The sequence below is a fragment of the Gordonia polyisoprenivorans NBRC 16320 = JCM 10675 genome (assembly GCF_000241325.1).
GTDB lineage: Bacteria > Actinomycetota > Actinomycetes > Mycobacteriales > Mycobacteriaceae > Gordonia > Gordonia polyisoprenivorans.
Window position 1 is genome coordinate 97,083 of sequence record NZ_BAEI01000075.1, and the last position, 23,585, is coordinate 120,667.

General features: G+C 67.6%; 22 protein-coding genes and 1 tRNA gene. 13 read left to right on the forward strand and 10 right to left on the reverse strand.

All coding sequences use genetic code 11. The features are described 5' to 3' along the window. Nucleotides 1-81 precede the first annotated feature (81 nt). From GOPIP_RS20415 to nuoN, 12 genes are read left to right on the forward strand one after another with little or no spacing between them, the layout of a single operon-like run. Nucleotides 82-636: a NuoB/complex I 20 kDa subunit family protein gene (locus GOPIP_RS20415; protein ID WP_006371687.1), complete on the forward strand. Its 555-nt coding sequence runs from the start codon at nucleotides 82-84 to the stop codon at nucleotides 634-636. Continuing rightward, a complete protein-coding gene (locus GOPIP_RS20420) occupies nucleotides 633-1,328 on the forward strand; it encodes an NADH-quinone oxidoreductase subunit C (protein ID WP_006371688.1) in 696 nt (231 codons plus the stop codon). The genes GOPIP_RS20415 and GOPIP_RS20420 overlap by 4 nt, the downstream gene beginning before the upstream one ends. After that, nucleotides 1,325-2,665 carry an NADH-quinone oxidoreductase subunit D gene (locus tag GOPIP_RS20425; protein WP_035728514.1) on the forward strand — a complete coding sequence of 447 codons (1,341 nt, stop codon included), beginning with the start codon at nucleotides 1,325-1,327 and terminating at the stop codon, nucleotides 2,663-2,665. Before GOPIP_RS20420 ends, GOPIP_RS20425 begins: the two co-directional genes overlap by 4 nt. Then, nucleotides 2,662-4,791, forward strand: coding sequence for an NADH-quinone oxidoreductase subunit NuoF (gene nuoF, locus GOPIP_RS28405; RefSeq protein WP_006371690.1), 2,130 nt, complete (start codon nucleotides 2,662-2,664; stop codon nucleotides 4,789-4,791). The genes GOPIP_RS20425 and nuoF overlap by 4 nt, the downstream gene beginning before the upstream one ends. After that, a complete protein-coding gene (locus tag GOPIP_RS20435; protein ID WP_006371691.1) occupies nucleotides 4,788-7,190 on the forward strand; it encodes an NADH-quinone oxidoreductase subunit G in 2,403 nt (800 codons plus the stop codon). The genes nuoF and GOPIP_RS20435 overlap by 4 nt, the downstream gene beginning before the upstream one ends. After that, the gene (nuoH, locus tag GOPIP_RS20440) at nucleotides 7,187-8,470 is read left to right on the forward strand and encodes an NADH-quinone oxidoreductase subunit NuoH (protein ID WP_006371692.1); all 1,284 of its coding nucleotides are present in this window, start codon (nucleotides 7,187-7,189) and stop codon (nucleotides 8,468-8,470) included. Before GOPIP_RS20435 ends, nuoH begins: the two co-directional genes overlap by 4 nt. Beyond that, nucleotides 8,463-9,086, forward strand: coding sequence for an NADH-quinone oxidoreductase subunit NuoI (gene nuoI, locus GOPIP_RS20445; protein ID WP_006371693.1), 624 nt, complete (start codon nucleotides 8,463-8,465; stop codon nucleotides 9,084-9,086). The genes nuoH and nuoI overlap by 8 nt, the downstream gene beginning before the upstream one ends. A gap of 14 nt (nucleotides 9,087-9,100) precedes the next feature. Further along, nucleotides 9,101-9,880: an NADH-quinone oxidoreductase subunit J gene (locus tag GOPIP_RS20450; protein ID WP_035728517.1), complete on the forward strand. Its 780-nt coding sequence runs from the start codon at nucleotides 9,101-9,103 to the stop codon at nucleotides 9,878-9,880. Beyond that, nucleotides 9,877-10,176 carry an NADH-quinone oxidoreductase subunit NuoK gene (gene nuoK, locus GOPIP_RS20455; RefSeq protein ID WP_006371695.1) on the forward strand — a complete coding sequence of 100 codons (300 nt, stop codon included), beginning with the start codon at nucleotides 9,877-9,879 and terminating at the stop codon, nucleotides 10,174-10,176. Before GOPIP_RS20450 ends, nuoK begins: the two co-directional genes overlap by 4 nt. Nucleotides 10,177-10,203: 27 nt before the next feature. Further along, on the forward strand, nucleotides 10,204-12,123 hold the full coding sequence (gene nuoL / locus GOPIP_RS20460; protein WP_006371696.1) for an NADH-quinone oxidoreductase subunit L: 1,920 nt from the start codon (nucleotides 10,204-10,206) through the stop codon (nucleotides 12,121-12,123). 3 nt (nucleotides 12,124-12,126) lie between these two features. Continuing rightward, entirely contained in the window at nucleotides 12,127-13,737 is a 1,611-nt protein-coding gene (locus tag GOPIP_RS20465; RefSeq protein ID WP_006371697.1) for an NADH-quinone oxidoreductase subunit M, read from the forward strand. Continuing rightward, nucleotides 13,737-15,497, forward strand: coding sequence for an NADH-quinone oxidoreductase subunit NuoN (gene nuoN, locus GOPIP_RS20470; protein ID WP_035728519.1), 1,761 nt, complete (start codon nucleotides 13,737-13,739; stop codon nucleotides 15,495-15,497). The genes GOPIP_RS20465 and nuoN overlap by 1 nt, the downstream gene beginning before the upstream one ends. A 1-nt stretch (nucleotide 15,498) precedes the next feature. On the opposite strand, the gene GOPIP_RS29185 is transcribed toward nuoN, so the two are convergent. From GOPIP_RS29185 to GOPIP_RS20500, 6 genes are all read right to left on the reverse strand, one after another. Continuing rightward, the gene (locus tag GOPIP_RS29185) at nucleotides 15,499-16,272 is read right to left on the reverse strand and encodes a DUF4234 domain-containing protein (protein ID WP_244421186.1); all 774 of its coding nucleotides are present in this window, start codon (nucleotides 16,270-16,272) and stop codon (nucleotides 15,499-15,501) included. Nucleotides 16,273-16,456: 184 nt separating this feature from the next. Next, nucleotides 16,457-16,544, reverse strand: a tRNA-Ser gene (locus tag GOPIP_RS20480). A 68-nt stretch (nucleotides 16,545-16,612) separates the two neighbouring features. After that, complete coding sequence (locus GOPIP_RS20485) at nucleotides 16,613-16,822, reverse strand: CsbD family protein (RefSeq protein ID WP_006371700.1); 210 nt, start codon at nucleotides 16,820-16,822, stop codon at nucleotides 16,613-16,615. A 137-nt stretch (nucleotides 16,823-16,959) separates the two neighbouring features. Then, on the reverse strand, nucleotides 16,960-17,226 hold the full coding sequence (locus tag GOPIP_RS20490) for a hypothetical protein (RefSeq protein ID WP_006371701.1): 267 nt from the start codon (nucleotides 17,224-17,226) through the stop codon (nucleotides 16,960-16,962). 71 nt (nucleotides 17,227-17,297) lie between these two features. Then, the gene (locus GOPIP_RS20495; protein ID WP_035728543.1) at nucleotides 17,298-17,756 is read right to left on the reverse strand and encodes a nucleoside deaminase; all 459 of its coding nucleotides are present in this window, start codon (nucleotides 17,754-17,756) and stop codon (nucleotides 17,298-17,300) included. 29 nt (nucleotides 17,757-17,785) lie between these two features. Next, entirely contained in the window at nucleotides 17,786-18,328 is a 543-nt protein-coding gene (locus GOPIP_RS20500) for a tRNA adenosine deaminase-associated protein (protein ID WP_006371703.1), read from the reverse strand. A 72-nt stretch (nucleotides 18,329-18,400) separates the two neighbouring features. On the opposite strand from GOPIP_RS20500, the gene GOPIP_RS20505 reads away from it, so the two are divergent. Beyond that, entirely contained in the window at nucleotides 18,401-19,357 is a 957-nt protein-coding gene (locus tag GOPIP_RS20505) for a prephenate dehydrogenase (RefSeq protein ID WP_006371704.1), read from the forward strand. 8 nt (nucleotides 19,358-19,365) lie between these two features. Here the strand turns inward: GOPIP_RS20505 and GOPIP_RS20510 are convergent, their stop codons facing one another. The 4 genes from GOPIP_RS20510 to aqpZ form a co-directional block, all read right to left on the reverse strand. After that, on the reverse strand, nucleotides 19,366-19,986 hold the full coding sequence (locus GOPIP_RS20510; RefSeq protein ID WP_006371705.1) for a putative glycolipid-binding domain-containing protein: 621 nt from the start codon (nucleotides 19,984-19,986) through the stop codon (nucleotides 19,366-19,368). A 56-nt stretch (nucleotides 19,987-20,042) separates the two neighbouring features. Further along, entirely contained in the window at nucleotides 20,043-20,798 is a 756-nt protein-coding gene (locus GOPIP_RS20515) for a hypothetical protein (RefSeq protein WP_210739388.1), read from the reverse strand. An 83-nt stretch (nucleotides 20,799-20,881) separates the two neighbouring features. After that, on the reverse strand, nucleotides 20,882-22,579 hold the full coding sequence (locus tag GOPIP_RS20520) for a cation:proton antiporter (protein ID WP_006371707.1): 1,698 nt from the start codon (nucleotides 22,577-22,579) through the stop codon (nucleotides 20,882-20,884). A gap of 83 nt (nucleotides 22,580-22,662) precedes the next feature. Further along, complete coding sequence (aqpZ, locus tag GOPIP_RS20525; protein WP_006371708.1) at nucleotides 22,663-23,439, reverse strand: aquaporin Z; 777 nt, start codon at nucleotides 23,437-23,439, stop codon at nucleotides 22,663-22,665. Between the last annotated feature and the right edge of the window lie 146 nt (nucleotides 23,440-23,585).

The following is a 23,585-nucleotide window of genomic DNA, read 5'->3' on the forward strand; positions in this document are numbered from 1 at the left end:
GTCGAGCACAAGGGAGCGCACCGATAGCGAGTTCGGCACACATGTGCCCGTGACCCGTCCGGCGCGGCGAGGAGGTAGGCGATGGGCCTCGAAGAGAGACTGCCCAGTGGATTCCTGCTGAGCACTGTGGAGGACCTGGCGGGATTCATGCGCAAGGGCTCGCTGTGGCCCGCGACCTTCGGCCTCGCGTGCTGCGCCATCGAGATGATGGCGAGCACCTCCGGTCGCTACGATCTGGCGCGGTTCGGGATGGAGGCTTTCCGCGCCTCGCCGCGTCAGGCCGACCTGATGATCGTCGCCGGACGGGTCAGCCAGAAGATGGCACCGGTGCTGCGCCAGATCTACGACCAGATGACCGAGCCCAAATGGGTTCTGGCGATGGGCGTTTGCGCCAGCTCGGGCGGCATGTTCAACAACTACGCGATCGTGCAGGGCGTCGACCACGTGGTACCCGTCGACATCTATCTACCGGGCTGTCCGCCACGCCCGGAGATGTTGCTCAACGCCATCCTCGCGCTGCACCGCAAGATCGGCGAGATGCCGCTGGGCGTCAATCGCGAAGAGGCCATCTGGGCCGCCGAACAGGCGGCCCTGCAGGCCACTCCGACGATCGAGCTGAAGGGCCTGCTGCGATGACCGACGACGAGACGACCGGCGCGGCCGCACCCGACGAGGTGATCGCGGTGCGCCACGGCCTGTTCGGGGTGCACGGCAGCGGCGACACCTCCGGATACGGCGGGCTGGTGCAGACGGTCACCCTGCCCGCCGCGACCCGGCCCTACGGCGGATACTTCGACCACATCGCCGACACACTCTCTGCCGCGCTCGACGCAAACGAGGGTCCGGGCTTCGACGAGGCCATCGAGAAGGTAGAGATCCACGCCGGGGAGATGACGATGTACGTCGTCGCCCGACATCTGGCCGTCGTCGCACTGACGCTGCGCAACCACGAGGCGCTGCGCTTCGAATTGTGCTTGGGCGTCAACGGGGTTCACTATCCCGACGACACCGGCCGCGAACTCCACGCGGTATATCCGCTGGCGTCGATCACCAACAATCGGCGGCTGCGGCTGGAGGTGGCGGTCCCCGACGCCGACCCGCACATCCCGAGCCTGTGCGAGATCTACCCCACCAACGACTGGCACGAACGCGAGACCTTCGACTTCTTCGGCATCGTCTTCGACGGCCACCGCGCGCTCACCCGGATCTCGATGCCCGACGACTGGGTGGGTCACCCCCAGCGCAAGGACTACCCGCTGGGCGGGGTTCCGGTGGAGTACAAGGGAACCCAGGTTGCACCACCCGATCGCCGGAGGTCGTACTCATGACCGATCTCGACCCGCGGCCGAGTCACGCCGCTCGGCCCGAACACACCTACACCGTCTCCGGCCAGGATTGGGACGAGATCGTCGCCGAGGTGTCGGCGCGCGCCGCCGCCAACTCCGGCGAGGAGCGGATCGTGGTGAACATGGGTCCGCAGCACCCGTCCACGCACGGGGTGCTGCGGCTGATCCTGGAGATCGAGGGCGAGACGGTCACCGAGGCACGATGCGGAATCGGGTACCTGCACACCGGGATCGAGAAAAACCTGGAGTACCGCAACTGGATTCAGGGCGTCACCTTCGTCACCCGCATGGATTATCTCTCACCGTTCTTCAACGAGACGGCCTACTGCCTGGCGGTGGAGAAGCTCCTGGGCATCACCGAGGCCATCCCCGAGCGCGCCTCGGTCATCCGGGTGATGCTCATGGAGCTCAACCGGATCACCTCCCACCTGGTCGCCCTGGCCACCGGCGGTATGGAACTCGGTGCGGTGACCGCGATGTTCTCCGGTTTCGGTATCCGCGAACAGATTCTCGATATCTTCGAGCTCGTCACCGGCCTACGGATGAACCACGCCTTCATCCGGCCCGGTGGAGTGGCGACCGACCTCCCCGACGGCGCCGTGGAGCAGATCGCCGCGATCGTCGCCGGCCTGCCCGAGCAACTGGCCAAACTCTCGGACCTGTTGACCGACAACTACATCTGGAAAGCGCGCACCTGCAACGTCGGTTTCCTCGACCTCACCGGGTGCACGGCGCTCGGCATCACCGGCCCCGTCCTGCGATCCACCGGCCTCCCGCACGACGTCCGCAAGACCGAGCCCTACTGCGGGTACGAGGACTACGACTTCGACGTGATCACCGAGACCACCTGTGACTCCTACGGGCGCTATGTGATTCGCGTGCGAGAGATGAGTGAGTCGGTGCGGATCGTCGAACAGTGCCTGGCACGGCTGCGGCCCGGACCGGTGATGGTGACCGACGCGAACATCGCCTGGCCCGCCGATCTCACGCTCGGACCCGACGGACTCGGCAACTCCCCCGCCCACATCGCCGAGATCATGGGCGAATCCATGGAGTCGCTGATCCACCACTTCAAACTCGTCACCGAGGGTATGCGGGTGCCACCGGGCCAGTGTTATGTGGCGATCGAATCGCCGCGCGGTGAGCTGGGTGTCCACATGGTCTCCGACGGCGGAACCCGGCCCTACCGAGTGCATTTCCGCGATCCGTCGTTCACCAACCTGCAGGCCGTGGCGGCGATGTGCGAGGGCGGCATGGTCGCCGACGTGATCACCGCCGTGGCCAGCATCGACCCGGTGATGGGAGGCGTGGACCGATGAGCGAACCGGTGTACCTCGAACTGGGAATCGACGGGCCGCCACCCGAACCCGCGCCGGCCGAACCCGCCGCGTGCGTCGCACGCCCGCACGGACCGATCGAGTTCGACGGCCCGGCAACCTATCCCGACGGCGTCGCCGATCGTCTGCGACAGGCGGCTGCGCCGATCGTCGCGCGCTACCCGCAATCCCGATCGGCGCTGCTACCCCTGCTGCACCTGATGCAGTCGCAGGACGGACACCTCACCCGCGCCGGCATCGCACTGTGCGCCGAGATCCTCGACCTCACCGACGCCCAGGTCGCCGCGGTCGCCACCTTCTACTCGATGTTCCGCCGCACGCCCACCGGTGAGTATCTGATCGGTGTGTGCACCAACACCCTCTGTGGGGTTCTCGGCGGTGACGAGATCCTGCGCACGGTGTGTGAACACCTCGGTGTCGCACCCGGTGAGACCACCGAGGATCACCGGATCACCGTCGAGCACCTCGAATGCAACGCGGCCTGCGATCTCGCCCCGGTGGTGATGGTCAACTGGGAGTTCTTCGACCAGCAGACCCCGGAGTCGGTGGTCGAACTCGTCGAGGACCTGCGGGCCGGGGTCGAGGTCACGCCCAGTCGCAGTGACCGGGCGGTGGCCGGATTCCGGGACACCGCAGCCGTATTGGCCGGAGTCGGAGAGGTCGCGTCGCCCACCGCAGGTGATACTGCAGCAGGTGATGCCGGGCCCACCGAGTATCCGGTCGAGGCTGAGCCCGCGGCGCCGCCGGTCCTGTCGCGGCACTGGGCCGAGCCGGAGTCGTGGACCCTGGACAACTATCGGCGCCACAACGGATACCGGGGCCTGCGCGCCGCGCTGGACATGGCTCCCGACGCCGTCATCGAGGCGGTCAAGTCGGCGGGATTGCGCGGGCGCGGCGGGGCGGGTTTCCCGGTGGGACTGAAGTGGTCGTTCATCCCGCAGGACAAGGGGGACGCCCCGAATCCGGATGCGCCACCGCACTATCTGGTGGTCAACGCCGACGAGTCCGAGCCGGGCACCTGCAAGGACATGCCGCTGATGCTCGCATCTCCGCACGCCCTCGTGGAGGGGGCGATCATCGCGGCCTACGCGATCCGGGCGCGCCACGCCTTCATCTACCTGCGCGGTGAGGTCGTCGGGGTGCTGCGTCGCCTGCGTCAGGCCGTCGACGAGGCCTACGCCGCAGGCTATCTGGGGCGTGACATCCTCGGATCGGGAATCGACGTCGACCTCGTGGTGCACGCCGGCGCGGGCGCGTACATCTGCGGTGAGGAAACGGCCTTGCTCGACTCGCTCGAGGGTCGTCGCGGCCAGCCCCGACTGCGGCCGCCGTTCCCCGCGGTCGCCGGTCTCTACGCGAGTCCGACGGTGGTCAACAACGTCGAATCGATCGCCAGCGTCCCCGCGATCCTACGCAACGGCATCGACTGGTTCCGCGCCATGGGCACCGAGAAGTCGCCGGGATTCACCCTGTACTCGCTGTCGGGACACGTCAACCATCCCGGCCAGTACGAGGCTCCCCTCGGTATCACGTTGCGGCAGTTACTCGATCGGGCCGGTGGCGTCCGCGACGGACACCACCTCAAGTTCTGGACGCCGGGCGGATCGTCGACACCGATGCTCACCGCCGACCATCTCGACGTACCGCTGGACTACGAGGGCGTCGCCGAGGCCGGATCGATGTTGGGTACCAAGGCCTTACAGATCTTCGACGAGACCACGTGCGTGGTACGGGCGGTGCTGCGCTGGACCGAGTTCTACGCGCACGAGTCATGCGGCAAGTGCACGCCGTGCCGGGAGGGCACCTACTGGCTGGTGCAACAGCTACGCGCCATCGAGTCCGGCGACCTCGACGCCGATGAGATGTCCGCGGCACTCGCGGTCCTCGCCGACGTCACCAACAGCATCGTCGGGAAGTCGTTCTGCGCACTCGGCGACGGCGCCGGAAGCCCGATCGTCTCGGCGCTCAAGTACTTCCGGGACGAGTTTCTCGCCCACACCCGCCCCGGGTCGGGTCCGGATGCGCGCGGGCGCTGTCCGTTCGATCCCGCCGCGTCGACCGTCTTCACCGACCACCGCACGCCGTACGTCCCGGGAGCGAGCCGATGACCGCACTGTCCGACCGGCCCTCGTCCGCCGAGCCCGTCGAACTCGTCACCGCGACCATCGACGGCACCGAGGTCCGGGTACCCCCCGGCACCTTGGTGATCCGGGCTGCCGAACGGGTGGGCATCCAGATTCCCCGGTTCTGCGATCACCCGTTGCTCGCCCCGGTCGGTGCGTGCCGGCAGTGTCTCGTCGAGGTCGAGGGGCAGCGCAAACCGCTCGCCTCATGCACCACCACGGTCACCGAGGGCATGGAGGTCCGCACCCAACTCGGCTCGGAGATCGCCGAGAAGGCCCAGCGCGGGGTGATGGAACTGCTGCTCATCAACCATCCGCTGGACTGCCCGATCTGCGACAAGGGTGGTGAATGCCCGCTGCAGAACCAGGCGATGACCGCCGGGCGTCCGCGCTCGCGGTTCACCGGGCCCAAACGCACCTACACCAAACCGGTTCCGCTGTCCTCGGCGGTGCTGCTCGACCGGGAGCGGTGCGTGCTGTGCGCCCGCTGCACCCGCTTCGCCGACCAGATCGTCGGCGACCCGCTCATCGACCTCGCCGATCGTGGTGCGCTGCAACAGGTCAGCACCGCCGACGGAACCCCGTTTGACTCGTACTTCTCCGGCAACACCGTGCAGATCTGTCCCGTCGGTGCGCTGACCGGTACCGCCTACCGCTTCCGCGCCCGGCCGTTCGATCTGGTGTCCACCCCGAGCGCCTGCGAACACTGTGCGAGCGGCTGCGCCCAGCGCACCGACCATCGGCGTGGAAAGGTGTTGCGGCGCCTGGCCGCCGACGATCCCGCGGTCAACGAGGAGTGGAACTGCGACAAGGGACGCTGGGCGTTCGCCTACACCGCCGGCGCCGATCGGCTCACCACACCGCTGGTCCGGGACCGGCACGGACAGCTGCGGGAGGTGTCGTGGGCGCAGGCGTTGCGCGCCGCCGCCGACGGACTGCAGGCCGCCCGGGGACGTACCGGAGTCCTCACCGGCGGCCGGATCACCGCCGAGGACGCCTACGCCTACGTCCGGTTCGCGCGAACCGTTCTCGGCACCAACGACATCGATTTCCGCTCCCGGCCGCACAGCGCCGAGGAGACCGCCTTCCTCACCCGCCACGTCGCCGCCCGCGCCGACGACCTCACCTACGACGCACTGGTCGCGGCGCCAACCGTGCTGCTCGCCGGATTCGAGCCGGAGGAGGAGTCACCGATCGTCTTCCTGCGACTGCGTCGCGCGGTGCGCACCACCGGCACCCGGGTCCACGCGATCGCGTCGTGGCGTAGTCCCGGCATCGAAAAGCTGAACGGCACAGTACTTCCCACCGTTCCCGGCGCCGAGGCCGCGGTACTCGATGACGACTCCACCGCGGCGCTGCTCGGCGACGCGGGATCGGTGATCATCGTCGGCGAACGTCTCGCCAGCGCTCCGGGCGCCCTCCCCGCGGCGATGCGACTCGCCGAACGGACCGGCGCACGACTGGTATGGATACCACGACGCGCCGGCGATCGCGGAGCGGTGGAAGTCGGCGCGCTGCCGACGCTGCTGCCCGGCGGCCGGCCGGTCACCGATGCCACCGCACGACTCCAGGTCGCCGGGCTCTGGCAGGCACGCGATCTCCCGTCCATCCCTGGGCGCGACAGCGGTGAGATCCTCTCCGCCGCAACGACCGGCCGCCTCGACGCGCTGCTCGTCGGTGGCGTCGATCCGGCCGATCTCCCCGACCCCGCCGCCGCGATCGCCGCCCTCGACGCGGTGGGATTCCTGGTGAGCCTGGAGATCCGGACATCGGCGGTGACCGAACGCGCCGACGTGGTGCTGCCGGTCGCGGCGGCCGCGGAGAAGGCGGGGATGTTCCTCGACTGGGAAGGGCGGTCACGCCCGTTCCCGGCCGCCCTCGCCGACACCGGGCGTCTGTCGGATCATCGGGTCCTCGACGCATTGGCGCAGGCGGCGGGTGTCTCGCTGGACTGCCGCGAGATCACCGATATTCGAGCACAATTGGGCCGCCTCGGGCCGTGGACGGGCCCTCGACCGGAGATACCGGTACCCCCGGTGTCGGCGGCCCGCACACCCGGCCCCGGCGAGGCGGTGCTGTCGACCTGGCATCTGCTGCTCGACGACGGCCGACTCCAAGACAGCGAGCCGTATCTCGCCGGCACCGCGCACCCATCGGTGGCACGGTGCTCGGCGGCCACGGCGAGCGCTGCCGGACTCACCGACGGACACGACGTCGAACTGAGTACCGACTCGGGCACACTGACCCTTCCACTGCTGATCACCGACATGGTCGACGGCGTGGTGTGGGTGCCCACCTATTCGGTGTCCTCGCATGTCCGTTCGCAGCTGCATGCAGAATCCGGCGACGTCGTCGCCGTCCGTCCGGCGGAAGGGCAGTCGTGAACCTGGCAGCCACCGACTATCCCGATCTCGCCGACTTCGGTCACGACCCGTGGTGGCTCGTGCTCATCAAGGCGGTGGCGGTCTTCGCCTTTCTGGTGGCCAATCCACTCGTCGCGATCCTGGCCGAACGAAAGATCATGGCCCGCATGCAAGCCCGGCTCGGCCCGAATCGGGTCGGTCCGCACGGGATGCTGCAGAGCATGGCCGACGGTGTGAAACTCGCACTGAAGGAGGGCATCACACCGTTCGGCGTCGACAAGGTCCTCTACCTGGTCGCACCCGTCATCGCCGTGGTCCCGGCGATCATGGCGTTCGCGGTGATCCCGTTCGGCCCGATGGTGTCGGTGTTCGGCCACCACACTCCGCTGCAACTGACCGACCTGCCCGTCGGGGTGCTGTTCATCCTGGCGATGGCGTCGATCGGGGTCTACGGAATCGTGTTGGCCGGGTGGTCCTCCGGGTCCACCTATCCCCTGCTCGGCGGACTGCGCTCGACCGCACAGGTCATCTCCTATGAGATCGCGATGGGCCTGACCTTCGCCGCGGTGTTCCTCGACTCGGGCACCATGTCAACCTCGGAGATCGTGGCCGGACAACACAACTACTGGTACGGCCTGGTGTTGCTCCCGTCCTTCGTCATCTACGCGGTATCCATGGTCGGCGAGACCAACCGTGCGCCCTTCGACCTCCCCGAGGCCGAGGGCGAACTCGTCGGTGGCTTCCACACCGAGTACTCCTCACTGAAGTTCGCGATGTTCATGCTCGCCGAGTACATCAACATGGTGACCGTGTCGGCACTGGCCACCACGCTGTTCCTCGGCGGCTGGCAGGCGCCGTGGCCGCTGAGTCTGTGGGACGGAGCCAATTCCGGCTGGTGGCCGATCCTGTGGTTCACCCTCAAGGTCTGGGTCTTCATGTTCGTCTTCATCTGGTTGCGCACCAGCCTGCCGCGTCTGCGCTACGACCAGTTCATGAACCTCGGCTGGAAGGTCCTCATCCCGGTGTCCTTGACCTGGGTGATGATCGTCGCGCTGATCCGCGCCGCATTCGGTTCGGCGAGTGACACGGTGCCACGAGCGTTGGTGTCGGCGGCCGTCGGGCTGGTGGTGACCCTCCTGTTGTTCTGGCTCGTCCGGCGCGTCGTGCGCCCGGCACCGCACACCCCGGTACCCGACACCCTCGCGCCCCGAAGCGCGATCCCGTTCGACCCGATGGCCGGCGGCTTCCCGGTACCGCCCCTACCCGGCCAACTCCCCGCGAAGGAGACCACCGATGCCTGACTTCCTCAAGCCCCCCAAACCCTTGAGCGGCATGGGTGTGACGTTCTCGTCGATGTTCGCACCGACGGTGACCGAGCAGTACCCCGAGGAGAAGAAACCCACCGCACCGCGCTATCACGGTCGGCACCAACTCAATCGGCACCCCGACGGTCTCGAGAAGTGCGTGGGCTGCGAACTCTGCGCATGGGCCTGCCCGGCCGACGCCATCTTCGTCGAGGGCGCCGACAACACCGACGAGCAGCGCTATTCGCCGGGCGAACGCTACGGCCGCGTCTACCAGATCAACTACCTCCGGTGCATCGGCTGCGGCCTGTGCATCGAAGCCTGCCCCACCCGGGCACTGACGATGACCAACGACTACGAGCTCGCCGACGACAACCGCGCCGACCTCATCTACGAGAAGCAGCAGTTGCTCGCGCCATTACCGGCGGGCACCGCGCCGACACCGCACGATGTCAGCGCTGCGGCCGCAGCCGGGACCGCACCACGAGAGGCCGACTACTACCTGGGACGCGTGGGCCCCGACGGTACCGTGACCGGCCGGACCGCCGACACTGAGACCACCAGCGCCGTGACCACCAGCACCGGGACCACCAGCGCCGAGGTCGTACCGTGAGTGCCTCGACAGTCGTGGCGCAATCGGGTGCGGCACTGACCGATGCAGTCCTCGCCGACGCCGCCCGCACCTCCACCGGTGAGGCGGTGCAGTTCTGGATTCTCGGCGTCGTGGCCGTCGCCGGCGCGTTGGGGGTGGTCTTCGCCACCAAGGCCGTGTATTCGGCGATGTTCCTGGCCACCACGATGATCGTGCTCGCCGTCTTCTACGTCGCGCAGGGCGCCCTGTTCCTCGGCGTCGTGCAGGTGGTGGTCTACACCGGCGCGGTGATGATGTTGTTCTTGTTCGTGCTCATGCTGATTGGCGTGGACTCGTCGGATTCCCTGGTCGAAACGCTACGCGGGCAACGGGTTGCCGCGGTGGTGTTGGGAATCGGGTTCGGCGCGTTGATGTGTGGCGGTATCGGTGCGGCAACCGTCGCGATCACCGCACCGCCGGGCGCGGTGGCAGCCCGGCCACCGGGGAGCAACGGAGCCGTCGAGGCCATCGCCGAACTGATCTTCGTGCGCTACCTGTGGGCGTTCGAACTCACCGGCGCCCTGCTGATCACGGCGACGCTGGGCGCGATGGTGCTGGCGCACCGAGAACGCTTCGGGCCGAAGCGGACCCAGCGGGAGATCTCCATCGAGCGGTTCCGCAGGGGCATCGACGTCACACCGCTGCCGAGTCCGGGAGTCTTCGCCCGGCACAACGCCGTCGACATCCCCGCCCTGCTGCCCGACGGCACCCCGTCGGAGTTGTCGGTCAACGCACGATTGCGCGCCCGACAACCGGATCGGGGGACGGCGAAGTGAATCCCGAGAACTACCTGTATCTCTCGGCCCTGCTGTTCGCCATCGGTGCGGCCGGGGTGTTGTTGCGGCGCAACGCGATCGTCGTGTTCATGTGCGTCGAGCTGATGCTCAACGCGGCGAACCTGTCGTTCGTGACCTTCGCGCGCATGCAGAGCAGCGTCGACGGGCAGGTGATCGCGTTCTTCACGATGGTGGTCGCGGCCGCCGAGGTGGTCGTCGGACTCGCGATCATCATGATGATCTTCCGATCCCGACGCAGCGCCTCGGTCGACGACGCTGCCCTGCTGCGGAGATAGGGACGGCCGGGAGATGAGGAGGGCGGCATGAGCACCGACACATCGGCGAGCATTCTCTGGGTTGTTCCCGCGCTGCCGCTATTGGGTGCGGCCGTCCTGCTGCTGGCGGGCAGGCGCACGGACCGCTGGGGGCACTATCTCGCATGCGTGCTGGCCGCCGCATCGTTCTGCGTCGGCGTCGCGCTGTTCGTCGGGATGCTCGGCCGGAACACCGCCGACCGTCCCGTACACCAGGTGCTGTTCACGTGGCTGCACATCACCCCGGCCGGCACCGGCAGCGGCGGCTTGAGCGTCGACATGGGGCTCTACCTCGATCAGCTGTCGATGTGCTTCGTGCTGTTGATCACCGGCGTCGGCACCCTGATCCACATCTATTCGATCGGCTACATGGCCTCGGATCCCGATCGTCGCCGATTCTTCGCCTACCTCAACCTGTTCCTCGCCGCGATGCTCGTGCTGGTACTCGCCGACTCCTACCTCGGCCTCTATCTCGGTTGGGAGGGAGTCGGTCTCGCGTCCTACCTGCTGATCGGGTTCTGGCAGCAGCGGCCCTCGGCGGCGACCGCCGCGAAGAAGGCGTTCGTGGTGAACCGCGTCGGCGACATCGGGTTGGCGGTCGCGCTGATGGTCATGTTCGCGACCTTCGGATCGGTCTCGTTCACCACCGTGTTCGCCGGTGCCGACGCCGCCGGACACGCCACCATGACCGCGTTGGGTTTCCTGCTGTTGCTCGCCGCGTGCGGCAAGTCCGCCCAGGTGCCGTTGCAATCGTGGCTCGGTGACGCGATGGAGGGCCCGACGCCGGTGTCGGCGCTCATCCATGCGGCGACCATGGTGACCGCAGGCGTCTATCTGATCGCCCGTTCGCACGCGATCTTCGACGTCGCCCCCGACGCCCGTCTGGCCGTGGCGGTCGTCGGAGCGGTGACACTGCTGTTCGGCGCGATCATCGGTTGCGCCAAGGACGACATCAAGAAAGCACTGGCCGCCTCCACGATGAGCCAGATCGGATACATGGTGCTGGCCGCCGGATTGGGGCCGGCCGGTTACGCATTCGCGATCATGCATCTGCTCACCCATGGATTCTTCAAGGCCGGGTTGTTCCTCGGGGCGGGCTCGGTGATGCACGCGATGAACGACGAGACCGACATGCGCCGATTCGGCGGGCTGCGCACGCTCATGCCGATCACCTTCGTCACCTTCGGGCTCGGGTATCTGGCATTGATCGGGGTACCCCCGTTCTCGGGATTCTTCTCCAAGGACCCGATCATCGAGGCGGCCTTCGGTGCAGGTGGCGCACGCGGTGTACTCCTCGGTGGGGCCGCGCTGCTCGGTGCGGGCATCACCGCCTTCTACATGACCCGCATCATGCTGATGACCTTCTTCGGCGAAAAGCGTTGGGCACCTGAGGCACATCCGCACGAGGCGCCGGCCACGATGACCGGCCCGATGATCCTGCTCGCGCTCGGATCGGTCGCCGCGGGTGGGTTGTTGGTCAGCGGCGACGCACTGGTGCACTGGCTGACACCCGTGGTCGGCGAGCATCACAGCGAGCTGCCGGTGCCCACCTGGGTGGTGACGGTGGGTGTCCTGGTGGTGGTCGCGGCGGGTATCGGTGTCGCGTGGGCGCGATACGCCCGGGCTCCGATCCCGCTGACGGCACCGCGCGAGGTCACCGCACTGACGGTCGCGGCACGCCGCGACCTCTACGGCGACGCGTTCAACGAGCGCGTGTTGATGCGACCCGGCCAGGCACTGGCAAGAGGTCTCGACGTCCTCGAATCCGAGGGTGTCGACGGCGCCGGGGTCGGCGTCGGCACGCTGGTCACCGCATCGTCGAATCGAATACGGCTGTGGCAGAGCGGTTTCGTTCGATCATATGCGCTGTCGATGCTGGCCGGGGCGACCGTCGTGGTGGCCGCGCTGATGCTGGTCAGGGGGGTGTAGACGATGGGCTGGTTGACGATCCTCTGGCTGATCCCGGCGGTGGTCGCCGTCGGTGTGCTCGCGCTCCCGGCGCAGCGTCCCGATCTCGCGAAGTGGGCGGGTCTACTCGGCACGGTGGCCGCGCTGGTGGTGTCGGTCGGGCTCGCGATCGGTTTCGATCCCGACGGCCCCCGCTATCAGTTCGTCACGAACGTGCGGTGGATCCCATCCTTCGGCGCGCGCTACGAACTGGGTCTCGACGGCATCGGGCTGGTCCTGATCCTGCTCACCACCGTGCTCATGCCGATCCTCGTGCTGGCCGGCTGGCGCGACGCCGATCATGCAGGCTCCCTGGACCATTCGGGCGGTCGCCGGCAGAAGGGCCCACACACCTACTTCGCGTTGATGCTGGCGGTCGAGGCGATGGTGCTGATGAGCTTCGTCGCCACCGACGTCCTGCTGTTCTACATCGTGTTCGAGGCCATGCTGATCCCGATGTACTTCCTCATCGGCGGTTTCGGCAGCGGTGGCACGCAGGCCGCGGCCGCGGTGAAGTTCTTGTTGTACAACCTGTTCGGCGGGCTGTTGATGCTCGCGGCGGTGATCGGACTGTACGTGGTGACCGCACGCTCGGGAATCGGCGCCGACGGCCACGGCACCTTCAGTCTCCCGGCGATCTCCGACGCGGTGGCCGGCGGACGCCTCGACGCGAGCACGGGGGTACTGGCATTACTGTTCGGCGGCTTCATGATCGCCTTCGCGATCAAGGCCCCGCTGTGGCCGTTCCACTCATGGCTCCCCGATTCGGCGGTGGCGGCCACCCCGGCGTCGGCGGTGCTGATGATGGCCGTCGTCGACAAGGTCGGCACCTTCGCAATGCTGCGGTTCTGTCTGCAGCTCTTCCCCGAGGCGTCGAAAACCTTTGCCCCACTGATCATCGCTCTGTCGGTGATCGGTATCGTCTACGGCGCGATCCTGGCCATCGCACAAACCGACATGATGCGGTTGATCGCCTACACCTCGATCTCGCACTTCGGTTTCATCATCCTCGGCGTGTTCGCCATGACCAGCGAGTCCCAGAGCGGCGCCACCCTGTACATGGTCAATCACGGAATCTCCACCGCGGCACTGTTCTTGATCGCCGGGTTCCTCGTCTCGCGGCGTGGTAGCCGCCTCATCGCCGATTACGGTGGCATCGCGAAGGTCGCTCCGGTCCTGGCCGGCACCTTCCTCGTCGCCGGGCTGGCCACCCTGTCGCTTCCCGGCCTGTCGCCGTTCATCAGCGAATTCCTGGTGTTCATCGGAACTTTCACCCGGTACCCGGTCGCCGCGATCGCGGCGTCGAGCGCGTTGGTCCTGTCCGCCATCTACATTCTCTGGCTCTATCAACGCGTGATGGGTGGCCCGCCGACACCGGTGGAGGGTCCCGGCGCCGCCCGTCGGACGATGCCTGATCTACACGGCCGCGAACGTCTCGTCGTGGCACCGCTGCTCGCCCTGCTGCTCGTCTTCGGGTTCTTCCCGCAGCCACTGCTGAATCTGATCACCCCCACGGTCTCGCACACGCTGACCACCGTGGGACGCGGCGACCCGGCACCGGCCGTGGTGGTCCAGAACAACGGAGGCGGCAAGTGATGGCGGCACACGTGACCACTGCGCACGAAATCACGGCGGCGCTGGCCGCGATCGCCCCGCCCCACGTCGAATACTCGCTGCTGTCACCGATGTTGATCGTCTTCGGCGTCGGCGTGGTTGGTGTGCTGGTCGAGGCGTTCGCGCCGCGGGCCGGCCGGTGGCGCGCCCAACTGGTGCTGTCGACGGCGGGGCTGGTGGCCGCGCTGATCGCGGTCATCGTGCTGGCCGTCCATCTCACCGACGACGGTGGTCAGGGACAGACCGCGGTGTCCGGGGCGGTGGTGCTCGATCGGCCCGCCCTGTTCCTGCAGGGGCTGTTGCTGGTGATCTCCGTGCTCGCCGTGGCGTTCATGGCCGAGCGCGGACTCGAACGGGTCGTGGCACCGTCGACGCGCTTGGTGAAACACCCCGCCGGACGACGTCGGGTCAGTGATGGGCCGGGGGCGGCAGCACAGGCCACGCTGACCGGCGACCGCGCCGACATGTTCACGCCGTCGGGAGCGAGTACCCCGAATTCCGACGACGAATTCGACGCGACCCGAGCCGGTGGCGTGACCACCGAGGTCTTTCCGCTGACCCTGCTCGCGGTCGGCGGGATGATGCTGTTCGTCGCATGCGGTGATCTGCTCACCATGTTCATCGCGCTCGAGGTGTTCTCGCTGCCGCTATACCTGTTGTGCGCCCTGGCCCGGCGCCGCCGCCTGCTCTCCCAGGAGGCATCCCTCAAATATTTTCTGCTGGGCGCCTTCTCGTCGGCGTTCTTCCTGTTCGGCGCCGCCTTCGTCTACGGCGGCACCGGCTCGCTGGACCTGACGGTCATCGGGATCAGTGTCGATCGCGCCGCCGCCGGAACGTCGGGTGAGGTACTGCTCCCGCTGATCGGGTTGGCGTTGCTCTCGGTGGGGTTGCTGTTCAAGATCGGCGCGGTGCCGTTCCATTCGTGGGTCCCCGACGTCTATCAGGGCGCACCCACGCCGGTGACCGCGTTCATGGCCGCGGCCACCAAGATCGCCGCGTTCGGCGCGCTGCTGCGTGTTTTCTACACGAGCTTCGGTGCGCTTGCCGACGATTGGAAACCGGTGTTGTGGGCGGTGGCGATCGTCACCATGCTCGGTGGTGCGGTGATGGCGGTGACCCAGTCCGACGTCAAACGCCTGCTCGCCTACTCCTCGGTGACACACACCGGGTTTATTTTGTTGGGGCTCATCGCTTTTGACGAAGCGGGCGTCAGCGCCACCCTGTTCTATCTTGCCGCGTATGCTTTCTCGACGTTCGGTGCGTTCGCCACGGTCTCGGTGGTTCGCGAGCCGACGACGTTCACCGGGTCGGCGCGCACCGGCGGCGCCACCGGAGCGCACCTGTCCGGACGCGAGGCCACCGGCATCGACCAGTGGGCCGGTCTCGGGCGGCGCTATCCGCTTGTGGGAGCAATGTTTTCGATGTTCCTGCTGGCGTTCGCCGGCATTCCGTTGACGAGTGGCTTCATCGCGAAATTCGATGTGTTCGCCGCGGTCTCGGGTAGCGGCGGTTCGGTGCTGGTGGTGATCGGTGTGATCAGCAGCGCCATCGCGGCGTACTTCTACATCCGCATCATCGTGGCGATGTTCTTCTCCGACGTTCCCGTCGACGCCCCGCATGTGGTGCGGCCCAGCGCTTTGACGACCACGTCGATCGCCTTGTGCACGGCGGTCACGATCGTGCTCGGGTTCTTTCCGCAACCACTCCTCGACCTCGTCGGTGGAGCAGGATCGTTCCTGTGAGTCAGGCGAACAGCGGCACCGTCGTACCCGGCTCGGCTCCGTAGCGGTCGACGATCTTGTTCAGTTCGCTCTGCATGTAGAAGGTGTGCAGGCCGAAGACGAAGCCGAGTACCCAGCACAGCAACGGATTACACGTCTCGGGCAGTCCGGCGCAGCGCTGGGCTTCACGGATGCGCTTGCCGGTGTTGTGGAAGCTGATGATCGGGGCGATGACCGTCCAACTGAGGAAGATGATCACCAACAGTGGCCCGACCGCCGAGATCTCCTTGCGCCGATCGAAGGCGGCCATCTCCTTGTTGATCTTGTAGTACCAGACCAGCGAGTAGATCCCGAGGGTGATCAGCGGCAGGCCGATCCACACCGCAATCGGGTTGCGCTTCTTCATCGCCACGCCGTCGGCGACGGGGCGCCCGGTCGGAACTTGTCCGCCCGGTGCCGGAGGTTGTGCGTCCGGCCGTGCCGGCGGGCCCGGCCGGCCGGGCGGTACCTGCGACTGCCCCATGCCGGGCTGCCCCGTCGCCGGCTGCTGCCCCATGCCGGGCTGGGCGGTCGGTGGGATATGGCGTGGCGGGCCGGCCGGCGGCGCCACCTGTGGCCGTGCGTGCACCCGCGTCGGCGCCTCGGTCGGCCTCGGCGCCGGCGGACGTTGGTACGCAGTGGTCCGCTGCCCGTCCGGACCCAGCGGCGCCCTACCCTGCTTCTGATAGTGGGTCGTCGGCGCGTTCGACGGTCCGGGCCGGTTCTGGTCGTTACCCGGCTGCTGCGGAGTGCTCATGCTGTTGATCATCGTCCCGTCATCCGCCCAGGTCCATGGGATTCACACGAACGATCGACGGCAGATACGGCCTCCATGCGCGGCGTGCCGTACTTTCAGGTCACCTGTGACCCACAAATACGGCACAAGCCTCCCCGGACAGCACAATGGCCCCCTACCTGCGAGGATAGGGGGCCATTGCCGGCGGTGGCGGAGGGATTTGAACCCTCGGTACGGGGTTACCGCACACAGCATTTCGAGTGCTGCACCTTCGGCCGCTCGGACACGCCACCGCCGAAGACTGTACCGCAGGCCCGTGTCCGGCCTTAAATCGGCTGGTCAGACGGGCAAACGGCGGGTATCAGTTGCCGCTGAGCTTGTCCTTGATGTCGTCGACCTTGCCCTTGACGGCGTCGGCCGCGTCGGCGATCTTCTGCTTGCCCTGGGCGACGGCCTGGTCGCCCTTGCCCTCGTTCTTGAGGTCCTGGTCGTCGGTCAGGCTGCCTGCGGCTTCCTTCCCGCGTCCCTTGAGCTCTTCGGCCTTGTTCTTGGCGTCGTCGGATAGTGCCATGGTGAGCCTCCTCTGCCGGGTGCGCGCGCGGCGCGCACGTCGAGGCGATCGGATGATGCGTCCACGCCTGGTCTCGACGGGCCGCATGGGAGGGGGGTTGCCCCGCCCTCCACCGTACCGACCGGCAACCGGTGGCGTCAGTTACCCAACTTGCCCCTCAGCTCGTCGAATTTCTCCTTGGCGGTGCCCAGCGCGCCCTGCACCTTCTCGTTTCCGGCGAGCTCACCGAGCTTTTCCTTTGCGGTGTCGAGGGCTTCGTTGACCTTCGGGTTCTCCGCGAGCTCGCCGATCTTCTCTTTCGCCGTGCCGAGGGCCTCGGCGACCTTGGGGTTGTCGGCGAGTTCACCGAGCTTCTCCTTGGCCGTACCGATGACCTCGTTGACCTTGTCGCTTGCGTCGGCCATGCCGTCCTCCTGCGGTTCGGGGTGGAATACGGATTCGTCCGATGTCGTGCACCGTCAAATCTGCCACAGAGTCACAGGTCGCGGCGGGTGGTGAAGAAGTCGACCATCAGCATTCGGCACCGTTGCTCGAGGATGCCGCCGCGTACCTGTGGTCGATGGGTCAGCCGCGGATCACGAACCACATCCCAGAGTGAGCTCACCGCACCGGTTTTCGGTTCCCACGCACCGAAGATCAGGGTGTCGAGGCGGGCAAGGCCGATGGCTCCGGCGCACATCGTGCAGGGTTCGACGGTGACGGCGATGGTGCATCCGGGCAGTCGCCATCCGTCCCCGAAGGCAGCGGCCGCCGCGCGCAACGCGAGGATCTCGGCGTGCGCGGTCGGGTCCGAGTCGGCCTCTCGACGGTTGGCTGCGCGGGCGAGTTCGACGCCTGCGGGATCGAAGACGACGGCACCGATCGGTACGTCGTCGTCACCGGAGAGAGCCGCCGCGTCGAGGGCGGCATTCATCATCGACTCCCACACCCGCATCTGCGCGGCGCCGGCGGGAGTCGCGGAGCTCAATGCCCGAGTGAGTCGAGCACGCGGGACAGTTCGTCGGCGAACCCGAGCCGCGCGGCGATCATCCCGATCTGCTCGTCGGCATAGAGGTCGGTGTCGCCGACGATGACGCCCATGACGGCGTCGGGCAGGCCGAGGTCGGACAGGATGCCGAGATCGCCCTCTTCCCACGGGTCGACGTCGTCGAGTTCATCGGGGTCGATGTCGGGGACGTCGACGTTCAGTGCGTCGAGCACATCGGCGGCCACGTCGTAGTCGATGCCCGCGGTGGCGTCGGAGAGCAGCATCCGCGCACCTCCGGGTGCCGGGCGGATGACGATGAAGAATTCCTCGTCGACGTCGAGCAATCCGAACACCGCGCCCGCTGACCGCAGGTCACGCAGTTGCCGTTCGGCGGCATCGAGATCGGTGAGCGCGTCCGGTTTGAGGGCGGTGACCTTCCAGGCGGCATCCTCGCGCACCACCGCGACCGCGAAACCCTCCACGCCGTCGACGACGTCGTTGCTGTTGGAACCCGATACTCCCGCGCCGGCACCTGCCATGCAGGTCACGGTAGCCCGTCGGGGGCGTACTCCCCAAGTCCTACCCGCACCACGGCGATGTGGAAATCTGGGATGGTGACAGACATCCGCTCCACCCCGGTCTGCATTCTCGGTCTCGGCCTCATCGGCGGGTCGATGATGCGGGCGCTCGATGCGTCGGGCGCCTCCACCTTCGGCTACAACCGCTCGTCGGCGACCGTCGAGCAGGTCCGCGCCGACGGCCACGACGCGTCCACCGATCTCGTGGCGACGCTGCGCCGTGCCGCCGACACCGACGCGGTGATCGTGCTCGCGACCCCGGTCACCACGATCGAACCGATCGTGTCGGCGATCGCCGACCATGCGGCGGGCTGCCTGATCACCGACGTCATCAGCGTGAAAACGCCTGTCGCCGAAATCTTTCGGCGGTTGTTCCCCGACGCCCGGTATGTCGGCGGGCATCCGATGGCCGGCTCGAGTCACTCGGGGTGGGAGGCCACCGATCCCGACCTGTTCACCGACGCGATGTGGATGGTGACCACCGAGGATTCCACCGACGCCGAGGACTGGCTGGTCGTCGCCGGGCTGGCGCGCGCGCTGGGTGCCGCGGTGGTGCCCGCCGCGAACGACGCGCACGACCGCGCGGTGGCTGCGATCTCGCATGTGCCGCATCTGACGGCCGCGGCGACGGCGGCGGTCGGTGCCGCGGAGAGCGAGTTGGCGATCCGGCTGGCTGCGGGCAGTTTCCGAGACGGCACACGTGTTGCCGGGACCGCTCCGCAGTTGCAGCGGGCGATGATCGAAGCGAACGGGATCGCGGTGCTCAATGCGCTCAGCGAGGTGATCGATCGGCTGACCGCGGCACGCGACGAACTCCGCGATCACGGCACCACCGAGGTACTGATCGACGCCGGCTACCGCGCCCGGCACGCCTACGAGGCGATGGCGAATGCGCCGCGGGTGGCGATCACCGACGTCGAGCCTGGCTTCGCGGGCTGGCAAGCGGAGATGCGCCGCCAGGCGCACCGCGGGAGTGTATGGCTGGGCTGATCGCCCGGTCAGACGCGGCTGGCCAGTCCCTGGTAGTCGATGACGAAGCCGTTGTCGTCGACGGTCAATGTCGAGGTGGCGACCGGCGAGGACACGCCGATCCCGTCGGAGCCGGGCGTGTAGCGCAGGGTGGCCGGTTCGACGACCGCCGTCGGCAGGTAGACGTAGACGACGGGGACCTCGACGGTGCCGGATGCGTCGGCCGCGGCGAGGTGCAGTCGGCGGATGGGCAGGGCGTTGAACATCGGCGACAGAGCGAGGTCGACGTCCTCCGCGCCACCGAAGTCCTTGCGGACGGTCTCGCCCCCGGTCTGCACGAGCCAGGTGTTCTCCTCGTCGCGAGCCATTCCGAGCTGCGTCTCACCGCCGGCCTGCACGAGGTGGATCGACAGCCGCTTGGTGACGCCGGCATCGTTGGTGACCAGCTCATATGACGCGGAGAACGCGTCGTGGTCGGCGGTCGCCGCGGCGATGATGCGGCCGTACGCCTTGACCCGAGCGCCTTGGACGTTGAGGCGGACCTGTTCGAGGCGGTCAGTGTCGACACCGCGCCAGGTGATCATGGTCTTGAACTCGGTGGCGTCGCTCGCCGACGCCTGCGGGGCTGCTTGCGGGGAACTCACACACATACGGTAGCGACCTCGGGCCGCCGACACACGCCGAGGACCCCGAACTGACCCGTGGGTCAGGCGATGCAGGTGGCCGTTCGCCGTGTCGAGGAGGCCTCGACGCTGTCGTCGGCGACCGGCCGGCCGGCGACGGTGATGGTGCAGTGCGCCGAGGATCCGTCGCCGGCGACGACCAACAGGCGCAGCGGATTGCGGCTTGCGGCGAAGGTGACCGTCCAGTTCGCTGGCGGGGTGAAGTCGGTCCGGACGCCGACGTCGTCGACGTAGAGGATGGTCCCGACGCCGTTGATGGTGACGGTGTAGGTGACCTGTGCGCCCGGCGTCGCACCACCGGAGCCACCGCCGGGCTGGTCGCCGCCGGGCTGCGAGGGCACGCCGGGCCGGGTGGGCAACACCGGTAGTGAATAGGTGTCGGTGGGGTCGGCGGTCGGCAGCGTGATGGTCGGGTTCTGTTGTTGGTGCAGCGATCGGACCCCGAAGACGACGAGTCCCACGATCACCAGGCCGACGACGGCGAAGATGACCACGGTGGCGCCGACCCCGCGTTCCTCCCCGGAGCGGCGTGGATGGTGCGGCGGCTCGGCATCGGTGCCGGCCATCCCCATCTCGACCCCGTCCGGGCCGTCCGACAACGGAACCGGCGCGACGTCATGGCGGGGGGCGGACTGCGGTGTCCCGCCTGCGGCGAGGTCGGCCGCGGTGTAGCGCGGGAGTCCACGGTCGGAGTAGCCGAGCGGCGGGTAGTTGCCCGGCAGCAGCGGGGTGCGGTAATCGTCGGCGCCGTCGGGCCGTTGCCCGGTGGGCTGTCCCATGTCGCCACTCCCGATCACTTCCGGGTCGCCGAGCCGGCGCACCCGTATCCAACACGTGCACCCTCGACCTTACTGACGGCGTCTCAGAGGCGGCTTTCCAGTCGGGCCGTGAGTCCGGCTTCCTGCAGGTCCAGGCGTTCGAGCATGGCGCGGACCGCCTCGTCCTCGAGGTGGCCGTTCTCTCGGCCGGCGACGAGAGCGTCACGTTGTGCCGAGAGCACGTTGCGGTACAGCGCGGCAAAGGCGTCGGTGCGGGCGGTGTGCGCGTCGGGGTCGGGCATCTCCTCGGCATCCCGGGACTGTCGTGCGACGGTCTCCTTGATGAAGTCGACGGTCACCTCGTCGAGGTCGGCCGGTGGGTTGTTGACGAAGCCCGCGATGACCTCGTCGGCCGCCCCGTGCACGATGGCCTCGGCGCGGGCGGTCTGTTCGTGGTCGTAGCGTTCTTCATCCTCGTTGCGCAGGTGTAACCGGTTGATCAGCCAGGGAAGGGTCGGGCCCTGGATGAGGATGGTCCCGACGGCCACGACGAACGCGATCGCCTGGATGGCCGAACGTTCGGGGAACTCGCTGCCGTCGGCGACGGTCAGCGGGATGCCGGAGGCGGCCGCCAGGGTGACCACGCCACGCATACCCGTCCAGGCGACCACCGTCGACTCCTGCCAGGTCAGTGGCCGGTTGTCGATGCGTTCGCGCAGGCGCCGCCGCCACTCCGGTGCCTGGTCGGGGTCGCGGCGTCCGGCGGCACCGCGACGCGGGGTGGGCGGGATCTCCACGGCGACCGTGGCGTCGAGGTGGCGGCTGACGACTCCGCGACCGAACATCGCGAACACGCAGACCGGCCGGATCAGGAGCACCACGGCCAACACGAGGAGTGAGGCAATGGTGATCTGCAGCAACGATTCTCGCGCCTCGCGGAGGTCCTCGATGATGAACCTCATCTGTAACCCGATGTAGGCGAACACAAATGCCTCGAGCAGCACGTCGACCGAATTCCACACATAGCGTTCCTGCAGCCGCGTCTGATAGCCGGCGTGCACCGACCCCGACCCGACCACGAAGCCGGCGATCACCACCGCGAGCACCCCGGAGGCATGCAGGTGTTCGGCGGCCAGGAACGCCGCGAACGGAACCACGAAGCCCTGCACCGTTTCCAGTGCGGGGTTGCGCAGGTGGCGTCGAATCCAGAGGGTGAGGTAGCCGAGGACGGCGCCGACGATGGGACCGAGAATTGCGTTGTAGCCGAACAGCGCCAACGGATTGTCGATGAACGCATGGGTGGAGGCGATCTGGGAGATCGCGATGGCGAACAGCGACAGCGCCGCGGCGTCGTTGACCAGACTCTCACCGGTGAGAATGGCCATCAGCCGCTTCGGCAGTCCGAGCTTGCGTCCGATCGCCACGGCGGTGACCGCGTCGGGCGGTGCGACGATCGCCCCGAGCAGCAACGCCAACGCGAAGGTGAACTCGGGGATCAGCAACGACGCGATCCACCCGACGGCGAAGGCGGTGATGACGACCATCGCCACCCCGAGCCCGAGGATCGGCTTGATGTTGCGCACGAAGCTCGGCACCGAGAAGCCCAGCGCCGCTGAATACAGCAGCGGTGGCAGCACGACGGTCAGCAGGATCTCGGATTCGAGTTCCACGTGCGGCATGCCCGGGACGAACGAGACCGCCAGCGCCACCACCACGATGATCAACGCGGGTTGCATGCCACGCCGGTCGGCGATCGCGGTGATGATGACGGCGCCCACGAGCACCAGGATCAACAGTTCCATGGGCAGTGATTCTCGCAGCGGCTGTCCGATTTCGCCGGTTGCGGAGTTCCGTCAAGTGCCTGCGTTCGCCGCCGCCGACGCGGTCAGGCGACCGGTGTCTCCTCGCGCGCCGACGAACCGTACTTGAACTTGCCGTCCTCGAACAGCAGTGGATAGATCAGGCCGCCGACGATACCGCCGATGAGTGGGGCGACCCAGAACGCCCACAGCTGGCCGGGCGCGCCGTCGCCGTTGAAGAACGCCACCGCCGTCGAGCGTGCCGGGTTCACCGAGGTGTTGGAGATCGGGATGGATACCAGGTGGATGAGTGTGAGGGTGAAGCCGATTGCCAACGGCCCGAATCCCTTCGGGGCCCGGCCGTCGGTCGCGCCGAGGACGACGATGAGGAAGAACGCGGTCAGTAGGATCTCGGCGATCAGGACCGCGGCGAGGGTGTAGTGGCCCGGACTGTGGTCGCCGTATCCGTTGGCGGCCATGTTGCCGGTGGCCGTCCAGCCGGGTTTGCCCTGCGCTATCCCATAGATCGCGAGACCGGCGAGCAGACCACCGGCGACCTGGGCGATCCAGTAGCCCGGAAGATCCTTCCATTCGAGTCGCCCGCTCACCGCAGCGCCGAGCGAGATCGCCGGATTGAAGTGCGCCCCGGAGATGTGGGCGAGCGCGTAGGCCATGGTGACCACGGTCAGTCCGAACGCCAGCGCGACGCCCAGATAGCCGACGCCCACCTGGATGAGCGTCCCCTTGTCGTCTCCCTCGGCGACTTGCTTGGCAGCGAAGACCGCGGTTCCGCAACCTCCGAGGACAAGCCAGAATGTGCCGAACAATTCGGCCGCGTATTTGGTGAACGGAGCAGGAATCATGACAGCCTCTCGAGGTCGTTGGGTGAGCACACACGTCACTGGCAGAACTTGAGCAACTTCAGTGCACACCATTCACGACCGTTTCCACCCAAAGGCGGCCAAAGGCGGCGAAACGGTGACCAGGCCGACATCCGACGGTGATGCGG

What these genes read in the sequence shown, in the direction of transcription:
- nuoN (WP_035728519.1), top strand. Translation starts at nt 13,737, where the DNA reads ATGGCGGCACACGTGACCACTGCGCACGAAATCACGGCGGCGCTGGCC.
- GOPIP_RS29185 (WP_244421186.1), bottom strand. Translation starts at nt 16,272, where the DNA reads ATGAGCACTCCGCAGCAGCCGGGTAACGACCAGAACCGGCCCGGACCG.
- GOPIP_RS20500 (WP_006371703.1), bottom strand. Translation starts at nt 18,328, where the DNA reads ATGGCAGGTGCCGGCGCGGGAGTATCGGGTTCCAACAGCAACGACGTC.
- GOPIP_RS20490 (WP_006371701.1), bottom strand. Translation starts at nt 17,226, where the DNA reads ATGGCCGACGCAAGCGACAAGGTCAACGAGGTCATCGGTACGGCCAAG.
- GOPIP_RS20505 (WP_006371704.1), top strand. Translation starts at nt 18,401, where the DNA reads ATGGTGACAGACATCCGCTCCACCCCGGTCTGCATTCTCGGTCTCGGC.
- nuoF (WP_006371690.1), top strand. Translation starts at nt 2,662, where the DNA reads ATGAGCGAACCGGTGTACCTCGAACTGGGAATCGACGGGCCGCCACCC.
- GOPIP_RS20420 (WP_006371688.1), top strand. Translation starts at nt 633, where the DNA reads ATGACCGACGACGAGACGACCGGCGCGGCCGCACCCGACGAGGTGATC.
- nuoL (WP_006371696.1), top strand. Translation starts at nt 10,204, where the DNA reads ATGAGCACCGACACATCGGCGAGCATTCTCTGGGTTGTTCCCGCGCTG.
- GOPIP_RS20465 (WP_006371697.1), top strand. Translation starts at nt 12,127, where the DNA reads ATGGGCTGGTTGACGATCCTCTGGCTGATCCCGGCGGTGGTCGCCGTC.
- GOPIP_RS20515 (WP_210739388.1), bottom strand. Translation starts at nt 20,798, where the DNA reads ATGGGACAGCCCACCGGGCAACGGCCCGACGGCGCCGACGATTACCGC.
- GOPIP_RS20415 (WP_006371687.1), top strand. Translation starts at nt 82, where the DNA reads ATGGGCCTCGAAGAGAGACTGCCCAGTGGATTCCTGCTGAGCACTGTG.
- GOPIP_RS20485 (WP_006371700.1), bottom strand. Translation starts at nt 16,822, where the DNA reads ATGGCACTATCCGACGACGCCAAGAACAAGGCCGAAGAGCTCAAGGGA.
- GOPIP_RS20425 (WP_035728514.1), top strand. Translation starts at nt 1,325, where the DNA reads ATGACCGATCTCGACCCGCGGCCGAGTCACGCCGCTCGGCCCGAACAC.
- GOPIP_RS20510 (WP_006371705.1), bottom strand. Translation starts at nt 19,986, where the DNA reads ATGTGTGTGAGTTCCCCGCAAGCAGCCCCGCAGGCGTCGGCGAGCGAC.
- GOPIP_RS20495 (WP_035728543.1), bottom strand. Translation starts at nt 17,756, where the DNA reads ATGCGGGTGTGGGAGTCGATGATGAATGCCGCCCTCGACGCGGCGGCT.
- GOPIP_RS20520 (WP_006371707.1), bottom strand. Translation starts at nt 22,579, where the DNA reads ATGGAACTGTTGATCCTGGTGCTCGTGGGCGCCGTCATCATCACCGCG.
- aqpZ (WP_006371708.1), bottom strand. Translation starts at nt 23,439, where the DNA reads ATGATTCCTGCTCCGTTCACCAAATACGCGGCCGAATTGTTCGGCACA.
- GOPIP_RS20435 (WP_006371691.1), top strand. Translation starts at nt 4,788, where the DNA reads ATGACCGCACTGTCCGACCGGCCCTCGTCCGCCGAGCCCGTCGAACTC.
- nuoI (WP_006371693.1), top strand. Translation starts at nt 8,463, where the DNA reads ATGCCTGACTTCCTCAAGCCCCCCAAACCCTTGAGCGGCATGGGTGTG.